The organism is Accumulibacter sp., from assembly GCF_016789985.1.
GTDB lineage: Bacteria > Pseudomonadota > Gammaproteobacteria > Burkholderiales > Rhodocyclaceae > Accumulibacter.
In genome coordinates, this window is sequence record NZ_JAEUOL010000084.1 from 1 (window position 1) to 10,428 (window position 10,428).

8 protein-coding genes and 1 pseudogene are annotated in these 10,428 nt (G+C 64.0%); all 9 read right to left on the reverse strand.

The window, feature by feature from the left end; translation table 11 throughout:
• Positions 1–2,330 (reverse strand): Calx-beta domain-containing protein (locus tag JNK99_RS05065; protein ID WP_291849548.1); only part of this gene is annotated, 2,330 nt, incomplete at its 3' end.
• Between the two features lie 3 nt (positions 2,331–2,333).
• A pseudogene (locus JNK99_RS17620) lies at positions 2,334–2,540 on the reverse strand (Calx-beta domain-containing protein); the annotation flags it as partial.
• Positions 2,541–2,919: 379 nt separating this feature from the next.
• The gene (mobB, locus tag JNK99_RS05075) at positions 2,920–3,447 is read right to left on the reverse strand and encodes a molybdopterin-guanine dinucleotide biosynthesis protein B (protein ID WP_291849555.1); all 528 of its coding nucleotides are present in this window, start codon (positions 3,445–3,447) and stop codon (positions 2,920–2,922) included.
• Positions 3,444–4,778, reverse strand: a complete 1,335-nt coding sequence (locus JNK99_RS05080; protein ID WP_291849558.1) for a hypothetical protein — start codon at positions 4,776–4,778, stop codon at positions 3,444–3,446. The genes mobB and JNK99_RS05080 overlap by 4 nt, the downstream gene beginning before the upstream one ends.
• Entirely contained in the window at positions 4,775–6,721 is a 1,947-nt protein-coding gene (locus JNK99_RS05085; protein WP_291849560.1) for an ATP-dependent DNA helicase, read from the reverse strand. Before JNK99_RS05085 ends, JNK99_RS05080 begins: the two co-directional genes overlap by 4 nt.
• A gap of 112 nt (positions 6,722–6,833) precedes the next feature.
• Positions 6,834–7,613 carry a serine protease gene (locus JNK99_RS05090; RefSeq protein WP_291849563.1) on the reverse strand — a complete coding sequence of 260 codons (780 nt, stop codon included), beginning with the start codon at positions 7,611–7,613 and terminating at the stop codon, positions 6,834–6,836.
• Positions 7,614–7,621: 8 nt separating this feature from the next.
• Positions 7,622–8,542 (reverse strand): transglycosylase SLT domain-containing protein, encoded by a 921-nt coding sequence (locus tag JNK99_RS05095; protein ID WP_291849566.1) that lies wholly within the window; start codon positions 8,540–8,542, stop codon positions 7,622–7,624.
• Complete coding sequence (locus JNK99_RS05100) at positions 8,542–9,579, reverse strand: SDR family oxidoreductase (protein WP_291849571.1); 1,038 nt, start codon at positions 9,577–9,579, stop codon at positions 8,542–8,544. The genes JNK99_RS05095 and JNK99_RS05100 overlap by 1 nt, the downstream gene beginning before the upstream one ends.
• A gap of 20 nt (positions 9,580–9,599) precedes the next feature.
• Positions 9,600–10,428: nucleotide sugar dehydrogenase (locus JNK99_RS05105; RefSeq protein WP_291849568.1), on the reverse strand; the 829-nt coding region annotated here is incomplete at its 5' end.

A 10,428-nucleotide genomic window follows, 5' to 3' on the forward strand; every position in this document is an offset into this window, starting at 1 on the left:
AGGTCGGGGTTGGTTTCGAGAACGAGGTCGCCGACCTGGTCGACGTAGTAGAGGTCGGCGCCGTCACCACCGAGCAGCGTGTCGGCGCCGGGGCCCCCGTCGAGGGTGTCGGCGCCGGAGCCGCCGGTGAGGGTGTCGTTGCCGCCCAGGCCTTCAAGCAGGTTGGCACTGGCACTACCGGTAATGCTGTCGTCGAAATCACGTGAGCCGCGCACGTGTTCAATGTTCGTCAGGGTGTCGGTGCCGCCATAGCCGTCGCTCGCCAGACTTGTCCCGAGCGAGATATTGACCGTGACCCCAGCCTTGCTGGACCTGTAATCAACCCGGTCGACACCGCCCCGGCCGTCAATCTGATCATCGCCCTCGCGGCCCTCGAATGACTCAAAGGACGCGCTGTCGCTGCCCGTGAGAATGTCGTCGTAGGGCGAGCCACGAACGCCTTCGATCCTCCGCAAGGTGTCGGTGCCGCCAAAACCGTCGCTGGCGCTACCGTCCAGCGTGTCGTTGAGGGTGACAACCACCCCCGCCGGCGATGTGGTGTACTCCACCCGATCGTAACCCTGCCCACCATCGATGGTGTCGTTACCCCCGTTGCCGATGAAAATCTCGAGCAGCCCGTCGCTGATGTTCGTGCCGTTCGCGGCAAGCCCCCCGCCCAGAGTGTCGTTGTAAGCAGAACCGCGGATGCCTTCGATGTTGCTCAGGGTGTCGGTGCCGCCGTACCCGTCGCTGGCCACGCCGGTGTTCAGATTGACCGACACTGCAGCGGGCGCGCTGTCGTACGCGACGTTGTCGATACCGCCGCGCCCATTGATCAGGTCGTTTCCAGCCCTCCCCTCGAAGCGCTCCGTCAGCGTGCCGTCACTGCCAAGCAGCGTGTCGTTGTAAGCCGAACCCCGGATCTGGTTGAAATTGAGCAGCGTGTCGTTGCCCGCCGCGCCGCTTGCGGTTCCGGCTGCCAGGTCGACCGTGACGGCCCCGGTTGCATTGTGGTAGGCGACACGGTTATTGTTTTCCTGGTTCAGGGTGTCAGTGATGGCGCCACCATCGAGCAGGTCGTCGCCCAGACCGCCTTCCATCTGCTCATTGACCAGGGCGGTGCTGCCGGTGATGGTGTCGGCAAAGTTGGAGCCGCGAATCTGGTTGAGATTGAGCAGGATGTCGGTACCACCGAAGCCGTCGGTGGCCGATCCGGAGCCGACGCCAGCCCCCTGCCCCAGGTTGATGTCTACTGCCGTCGGGCTGGTGAAATAGGTGACAAAGTTGAAGTCGGTCCCGCCGATGCGGTCGAAAATGGCACCACCTTCAAGCGTGTCGTTGCCGCCACCACCGATCAGCGTGTCAGCACCACCTCCGCCGTTCAGAAGATCGTTCCCGGCACCGCCGGCGAGCACGTCGTTGTCTTCCGCGCCATCGAGCACATCGTCGCCTAAAGCGCCGGAAATGGAATCGGCGAAGGGGGTTCCGAGCAATATTTCCCCGGCAGCGCTGCCGTTCAGGAGGACCGGAGCTACCGGAGGCGGGCTGTCGTCGTCGATGATGGTCGCGTTGGCGGTGGCACTGCCCAGTGTCGCGTTGATCGGCCCGGACAACTGCACGCCAAAGGTTTCCTGGGTCTCGGCAAGGGCATCGTCGGTCGTCGCCAACCTGAGCGTCTTGACTGTCTCGCCAGACGCAAAAGTCAATGTTCCGGATTGATTCGTGAAGTCGCTTCCATTTCCGCTTGCCGTTCCCGCCACGCTCTGATAGTCCACCTTGACCGTGTTGGCGCCCGGAGCGGAGAGAGTCACCAGGAAATCCACATAGCCCTGCCCTTCAACCGTAACGACGTTGCTGATGTCAAGGACCGGCAAGACTACGGGGGCATTGTCGCTGCGATGGATGAACACGTATCCCGTTCCGTCGCCAACCGTGGCACCAAGCGCGCCAGTCACCACGACAGCGAAGACTTCGGTTGGCTCGATCAAGAGATCCTGGACTATGCCGACAGTCACCAGCTTAACCGTTTCGCCCGCTGCGAAATCCAGAGTCTGGGCCGGAAATGCGGTGAAATCGGCTCCGGCAAGAGCTGTCCGTGGTTCAACCTGGTAGGCAAGCGTTACGTTGCCGACGCTGGGTCTATCGAGAATCACGGCGACCTGAACCAATCCGGAACCCTCGTCAACAACCGCGTCGCTTACCCGCGCCACCGGTGTCCCGGATACCGCGTCGTTGTCGATGATCGTCGCGGTCGCAATGGAGTTGCCAATTTCCGCGTTGGCGCTTGGTGTGAACAGATTGAGCTGAAACACTTCCGTCGACTCGGGGATTGCATCGACGATCAGCGGCACCAGGATGGTTTGCTGCGTGACGCCAGGATTGAAGGTCAGCAGGCCGGACACACCGGAAAAGTCGATTCCATAGGACGCGCCAATCGCCGACAGATTCCAGTTCACCGTCACCGGATTCACCAGATCGGCTTCGGACAGCCGGACAGTGAAAACGGCATTGGCATCGGCTTCGCTGACGACAACATGGGCGACCGAGATGACGCTGGGCATGGGTTTTCTCCAGGGATTCGGTTGAAGGTGCTGGTTTCTTCTTTTTGGCGATCGATTGACCGAGCAGGCACACCCGAGCCGGATATCCCCCGCTGTCCCTCAAAGCGCGGCAAGCATTGCCACTTTAGCGAAGGGGAATGATCAAGTAAACGACAAAGAGACCGATCGTTGGCAAGACGCCCCACACCTCATGCAAAGCTGCTCCTGATTTCATTTCACGATCCGCACACAGTCCATCGACCGATATACCGGGCTGGGGAAAGCCCTGGTGAAGCCATGCTTCTCCCGCCCAAGGTCCCCTCTGCGGAGCGGCGGAGCCACCACCGGCGCAGAACGGTGCAGTCACCATCAGCCCGCCAACAGGCGCGACAGCCCCCTGTCAAAGAACAGCATGCGTTTCCCTTCCCAGTTGAAGGTGATCGATGACGAAACGGACGATCTGCGGCGCATCGTTGATGTCCAGCCAGTCCAGGCCGGCCGGCAGATCCGGTGGCGCTGCCTGATCGGAGGCAACCGCCACGATGTGCGGCTGCTGCGGCCAGAGCGGCGGCTTGCCATTGGCCGGCCGATAGACTTCGAGGGTCGGGATCGCCTCGTGTTTGAAGCCCTCGACGATGACCAGATCACACGGCGAGAAATGGGCGACATACTCGCCGAGGGTCGGCTCGGGCGCCCCACGCAGTTCGTTCATCAACACCCAGCGCTGGCTGCTCGCCAACAGTACCTCGCTGGCCCCCGCCTGGCGGTGGCGAAACGAATCCTTTCCGGGTTGATCGATATCGAAGGCGTGGTGCGCATGCTTGACAACCGAGACACGCAGACCGCGCCCGGTCAGCCGCGGCAACAGCTTTTCGATCAGCGTGGTCTTGCCCGCTCCGGAATATCCGGCGATGCTGAACAGCTTCATTCGCAGTCCCCGCTCTCCTCCTGACAGGGGACTGGAAAGACTGCCGCGAAGCCCCCGCCGGGTGTCCGGAAATTGGTTGTCTGACCGCGGTAGAGACGCGCCGAGACGAGCTGCACGGCACCACGGTAAACATAATTGCGCAGGTCGAGCTTGAAATCCTGCTCCACCCCGTCGATCAGCAGGCGTCGCTCGGACGGGGCGACCACTGCCTGAGCGACGTAGCCACCACGCGACACTTCTTCGAACACCCGGCGGGTCAACTTGTCGCCGCGATAGGTCGCCCGGCTGCCAAAACCGGCGAACGGCTTGAAGAACCACTGCCGGCGACTGGTCCAGAAAGCCTCGACGCCTTGCGCGACGACTTCCTCGGTACGTGGGATGCCGCTCGTCAGCAGCCGCCGCTCAGCCTCGCTCAGACCGAGTTCCCGCAGCCAGTGATCGTCGCCCAGAGCCACCAGGTTGCGCTTGTCGGCAAACAGCGCATGCACCCGTGGATGCGGGGTGAGAACCACCGCGTCGGCGAGGTAGGCTTCGCGCAACGCCCGGTTCTGTGGCTCGCCCAGGGCGAAGTCGGTGAGCCGGTTGTAAACCAGATCGACGACCTCGCCGCGACAACGCAGCGCCTTCCCGTCAAAAGAAAAATCGGCCGGTTCGGCCACCACGGCGACAAGGCCGTGCGCCACGAACAACTGGCGGAAGAGCTCGAATTCGGGCGCCAGATACTGCTCCGCCGGCCGTTCGTCGACAATGACGACGCGCGCCAGTGGCCGGTTTACGGCGGCCGGTCGAGCCAACTGCCATTCCTCGTGGAACATGTCAAGGAAGGTTTCTTCGACCGGCAACGGCGCCGGCATCATCCTGGCCACCGGCGCACAACACGCCCTTTGGGCGCTCAGCAGCCGGGCGTTGAGCAGTGCCCCACCGGCATTGGAATTAATTTCGATCAGTTGCGGTCCGTCCGGGCCAAGGTGGAAGTCATAGCCCAGAAAGACGCCGGCGGCGCGCGGCTCGTGGCGCGCCACCGGTGGCGCATAGGCCAGCACCCGCTCGCGATACTCGGGCCGGACGACCAGTCGTTCGATCAGGCTGATCAGGCGCGCCATGTGCAGGAGATGAGCCTGGCTGACGAAAACCATGCTGTCCGAAAACAGGTGCGGACGGGTGGCCAGCAGATCGGCATGCGACAGGCTGCCCGCACCGGCTTCGAGCGCCCGTTTGAGCGACGCGTGGTCGACCGAGACGCAGGCACAACCACGATTCAGTAGTTCGGCCGTGGCACGGCAGTCGGCCGGCAGCAGATCCGTCGCTGGGGACAGCGGCAGCAAGTTCATGCGCCCTCGACCAGTGCGTCACGGGCGAAGAATGCCTCCACCTCGGCCAGCTCACGCGTCCGCTGCATCGGCGGCAGACTGCGCCAGACACGCTTGCCATAGGCCTTGCTGATCAGCCGCGGATCACAGATCATCAGCACGCCGCGGTCGGTCTCGTCGCGGATGAGCCGACCGGCGCCCTGCTTGACGTTGATCACCGCGCGCGGCAACTGGTAGTCCATGAAGGCATTGCGCCCCTCGCTCTTCAATTTCTCGAGGCGTGCCGAGAGCACCGGATCGTCCGGCGGAGCGAAGGGCAGCTTGTCGATCACCACCAGCGAGAGCGCTTCGCCACGAACGTCGACCCCTTCCCAGAAACTCTGGCTGCCGATCAGGATGGCATTGCCCAGACGGCGGAAGCGCTCGAGCAGTTCGTTCTTGCTGCGCTCGCCCTGCAACAGCAAGGGCAGATCGAGCCCCTCGCGCGCCAGCCACTCGACGAGCAGTTCGTGCGTCCGGCGCATGGCGCGCAGCGAGGTACACAGCAGGAAGGCGCGCCCGCCGCTCGCCTTGAGCACCGGACAGGCCACCCTGACCACGGCCTCGGTATAGTCCGCGCTGTTCGGATCCGGCAGATTGCGCGGCACGTACAGGAGCGCCTGGCGGGGGTAATCGAAGGGGCTCTCCCAACGCGCCGAAGTGGCTTCGAGCAGCCCCATCTCGGCGCAGTAATGGGTAAAGTCGTTCTGCACGGCCAGCGTCGCGGAAGTGAAGATCCACGCCCGGGGATGCCCGCTCATCTGCCTCTGCATGATCCCGGAAATCGCCAGCGGTGTCGCGTTGAGCTGCAGGGAGTGGGTATGGGTCTCGCCCCAGCGGATGAGATCGGCATTGGCGCCAGTCTGCCAGGCCTGCAGGTGGGCGAGCAGGTCGGTGGCGCGTCGCCAGCAGTTTTCCAGGCCTTCGGCGCGCTGCGCCTGCGTTTCGAGCAGACCGGCGAGCGCCTGCAGCTCGCCGATCACTCCGCTCAGACCACCGGCAAAACCGGGCCGGGCGGCGAGCTGCATCAGGGAATAGCGTGCCGGTTCCACCGGCAGGGCCAGCCGCAGTTCGCGTGCAGCCTTTTCGAGCCGATTGCACAGGGGCGACAGATCAAGACAGTCGCGGGCCGCCGCCAGGCCTTCGATCCGCGCGTCGCGCCCCAGTTCGAGCAGTTGGGTACTCGACACACTGTCGCCAAAGAACAGACTGGCGATTTCCGGCAACTGGTGCGCTTCGTCGAAGATCACCGCGTTGCAGGCCGGCAGCAACTCGGCCGTTCCTTCGTCGCGCAGCATCACGTCGGCAAAGAAGAGGTGATGATTGACCACCACCAGGTCGGCGGCCAGGGCTTCGCGGCGAGCGGCCAGCACGAAACATTCCTTGTGCCGGGGACAGTCCTGGCCGAGGCAGTTATCCCGGGTCGAGGTGACCATCGCCCAGACCGTTGCGTTCTCGGGCACGTCGGCGCACTCGGATTTGTCTCCGCTGCGGGTCTGCAGGGCAAAGCGCGCGATGCGCCGGGCGCAGGCGGCATCTTCCCGGGAAAGGAAGCGGCCATCGTTCAACGCCCGTTCGAGGTGGTAGTGGCACAGATAGTTGGCTCGCCCCTTGAGCAGTGCCACCTTGATCGGTGACTTGAGTGCCTGGCGGATGGTCGGAATGTCGCGCGTGAAGAGCTGGTCCTGCAGGTTCCTGGTGCCCGTCGAAACGATCACCTTGCCACCGGAAAGCAGCGCCGGAACGAGGTAGGCATAGGTCTTGCCGGTACCGGTGCCCGCCTCGGCAACCAGCACACGATTCCCGGCCATCGCCGCGGCGATGTGTTCGGCAAGCTCGAGCTGCTGCTGCCGCGGGCGATAACCGGGAACACCAGTGGCCAGCGGCCCAGCGGCGGAAAAGACATCGGCGAGCAGGACAGTCATTGACGGTTCTTCGGGAGCAGCGCGCATGCTACCAGAAGCCGGGGGCGGTGGCCCTGATCATGCGCCATCGCCAGATGAGTGAGGCTCACCCGACAGGACGACTGTTGCCTGCCTACGGGCTCTTGTGCATCAGATCGCGCAGGAAGCGCACGGGAATGGCGAAGCTGATCCCCGAAGGCTTGCTCAACACCGATTCCTTGTTCTCCTTGACGAAAACCATATTGATGATCCCGATCACTTCGCCGCGCCCCAGTTCGAAGAGCGGGCCGCCGCTGTTGCCCGGATAGGCGGTCGCATCAAGCTGATAGATGTCGAAGCTGCCCTCCCTGATCTGTTGCACGACCCTGGCATTGAGCTGTCGTGCATTGGCACCGGGCAGGACAATTGGCGTGATCGCCGAGATGATTCCGCGATGCGTGACCGGCGACAGGCCCAGAGCGCCGCCGATCGGGAAACCCGTGAAGGCGACCGACTGTCCTTCGCGGACCGGTTCCGAGTCGTGCAGGGCAAGCACCGGCAAAGCCGGGCCGTCGATGCGCAGCAGGGCCAGGTCATGCGACTTGTCTACCTCGACGACTCTGGCCGGCCGCTGCTGGGCGCCTGACGCGCCGACCCGTGCGACGATCACCAGCTTCTCGCCGGCCGCCTCATCCAGCGCCGGCTGAATGACGTGCGCGTTGGTCGCCACCGAGCGTCCGTCGCCGACCACGAAGCCGGTGCCGCGCATCATGAACGGAGGACTGCGGGTCACTTGATGGGTGCCCACGACCACCACCGACGGTTTGACGCGCTCGATGATCTCGGGCAAGTCGGCAAAGACCTCTCCCGCCAGGATGCAGGCGGCGCCGATCAGACCCGTCATCCACCGCAGATATCGCATGGGCGACCGCATGCGGACTCCTACGAGCCCCTGGTCGAGCGAATGCGTGACAACTCCGGCGAAGGGGTGGTCACCTTGGCGTCATAGGGGTGGTCGTCGCGCTTGAAGATACCGATGATCCGTTTGACATAGCCCTGGGTTTCCGCGTAGGGCGGCACCCCGCGGTAGCGGTTGACCGCGCCCTCGCCGGCATTGTAGGCCGCCGCGACGAGGCTCACGTCGCCTTCGAAATAGGCCAGCAGCCAGCGCAGATACGCCAGTCCACCCCGCAGGTTCTGCTCCGGGTCGAACGGCTGCTTGACATTGAAGCGCGCCGAGGTATCGGGAATCAGTTGCATCAGGCCCTGGGCATTCTTGTTCGATTGGGCCACCGGGTTGAAGTTCGACTCGGCGCGGATCACCGCCAGCGCCAGACGTGGGCTGACGCCGTATTCCGGGGCCAACTGGTGTACGAGGCCGACGACTTTCTTCTGCAACTCGGTGTTCGGCACGATGACATCCCGACCGTCGTCGGCAAAGACCGCGGCGCGCATGCACTCCGGCGGGACCGAGGACGGCTCCCCCACGAAACGCTGCATTTTCTGCGACTGGAGGTGCCCCTGCCTGGCGGCCAGAGCGAAGAAGTAAGCCGCCAGCGCATCATCGCGCCCGATGCCCCGCCCGTTGGCATACATCCAGCCGAGACTGAACTGTGCCTCCGCGTCACCGAGGCGGGCACCCTCACAGTACAGCTTCACCGCCCGGGCATGGTCCTTGGCCACACCCTCGCCGTGCTCATGGGCCAGAGCCTCCTTGCGCAGTGCCAGCAGACGCTCGGCCTCGGCTTCCTTGGCCGCCAGCCCGGCAGTGGCCAGAGAGGGCAGGGCCAGACTCAGCAAACCGCAAAAGGCAATCGCGCCCCGACGCACCAGGGCTGAACACTGCAGGCAAGAAGGTTTCATCAATACACTCCCTCGGTCACGCTGAAGCGTGACACATACCACGGCATGGCCTCGCGAACCCCCTCCTCGATCCGGTGGCCTGGAAAATAGCCAAGCAAGCGCCTGGCCTTGCTGATGTCGGCCTGCGAGTGGCGAACGTCGCCCGGCCGGAAATCGCCGTAGACGGGTCGCAGCGCGCTCACTTCGGCCCTGAACTGGCACAAGGCGTCGCGCAGGATCTCGAACAGCCGGTTGAGCGACGTCCGGTCGTCGACCGCAACGTTGTACACCTGATTGACCGCCGCCGGATCAGCCACCGTCGCGGCCAGCAGGTTTGCCTGCACCGCGTTCTCCACGAAACAGAAGTCGCGGCTGGTCTCCCCGTCGCCGTTGATCGTCACCGCTTCGCCCAGCAGCATCGCCCGCGTCCAGCGGGGAATCACCGCGGCATAGGCCCCCTCCGGATCCTGGCGAGAGCCAAAGACATTGAAATAGCGCAAACCGATCGACGGAAAGCCGTAACAGCGCGCAAAAACTTCAGCGTACAGCTCATTCACCAGTTTGCTTACCGCGTAGGGCGAGAGCGGTCGCCCGATCTGCTCCTCGACCTTTGGTAGCGCCGGGTGATCGCCATAGGTCGAACTCGACGCGGCGTAGACGAAGCGCTGCACGCCGGCATCGCGTGCGGCCAGCAGCATGTTGAGGAAACCATCGACGTTGGCCGCGTTGGTCGCCACCGGATTGGCCAGCGAGCGCGGTACCGAACCGAGCGCCGCCTGATGGAGGACGAAATCGACCCCGCGACAGGCTTCGCGGCAGGCATCCAGATCGCCGATGTCGGCCTCGATGAAGCGATGACGAAGCCATTGTCCAGGCGCCACCAGGGCACGCACCTCTTCGATGTTGCTGCGGTGACCGGTAGCAAAGTTGTCCAGCCCGACCACCGTCTGGTCGAGCCGGAGCAAGGATTCGACCAGATGCGAACCGATGAAGCCGGCGCTCCCCGTCACCAGCCAGCGCGCCGGCTGCTGTCGCAGACGCTCGCCGAGGGCCGCCAGGGCTGGCGGTGAGGCTGGACTCAGAGACGCCACACGCTCACCCCGTTCGCCACCAGTTCTGCTTCGTCGAACATGCTCTTGACGTCGGTCAGCACGCCACCTTGCTGCAGCTTGCCGACGAAATCGGTCAACGGACGTTCCTTGAACTGCCGGTGTGCCACCGCCGCAACGATCGCAGCGGCCGCCGGCAACGCCTCCCAGGGTGTCAGTTCGACACCGTATTCATGGCGCGCCTCGTCGGCGTCGGCCACCGGTTCATGGACCACCACCTTCGCGCCGTAGGACTGCAGTTCCCGGATCACGTCGATGACGCGCGAGTTGCGCAGATCCGGGCAGTCCTCCTTGAAGGTCAGGCCGAGCACGATGATCGGTGCGTCCTTCACCTGCCAGCCATTGCGGATCAACTGTTTGACCGTCTGCTCGGCGATGAACTTGCCCATGCCGTCATTGATGCGTCGCCCGGCATTGATCACCTGCGGGTGATAGCCCAGCATTTCCGCCTTGTGCGTCAGGTAATAAGGATCCACGCCGATGCAATGGCCGCCGACCAGGCCAGGCCGGAAGGGCAGGAAGTTCCACTTGCTGCCGGCCGCCTGGAGCACCTCGACGGTGTCGATGCCGATGCGATCGAAAATGATCGCCAGCTCATTCATCAGGGCGATGTTCAGGTCCCGCTGGGTATTCTCGATCACCTTGGCAGCCTCGGCAACCTTGATGCTCGAGGCCGGGAAGACACCGGCGGTAATCACGCTGGCGTACATCTGGCGGACACGCTCGAGGGTTTCCGGCGTGTCACCGGAAACCACCTTGACGATCTTTGTCAGCGTCCGCTCCTTGTCGCCCGGATTG

What these genes read in the sequence shown, in the direction of transcription:
- mobB (WP_291849555.1), bottom strand. Translation starts at nt 3,447, where the DNA reads ATGAAGCTGTTCAGCATCGCCGGATATTCCGGAGCGGGCAAGACCACG.
- JNK99_RS05080 (WP_291849558.1), bottom strand. Translation starts at nt 4,778, where the DNA reads ATGAACTTGCTGCCGCTGTCCCCAGCGACGGATCTGCTGCCGGCCGAC.
- JNK99_RS05085 (WP_291849560.1), bottom strand. Translation starts at nt 6,721, where the DNA reads ATGACTGTCCTGCTCGCCGATGTCTTTTCCGCCGCTGGGCCGCTGGCC.
- JNK99_RS05090 (WP_291849563.1), bottom strand. Translation starts at nt 7,613, where the DNA reads ATGCGGTCGCCCATGCGATATCTGCGGTGGATGACGGGTCTGATCGGC.
- JNK99_RS05095 (WP_291849566.1), bottom strand. Translation starts at nt 8,542, where the DNA reads ATGAAACCTTCTTGCCTGCAGTGTTCAGCCCTGGTGCGTCGGGGCGCG.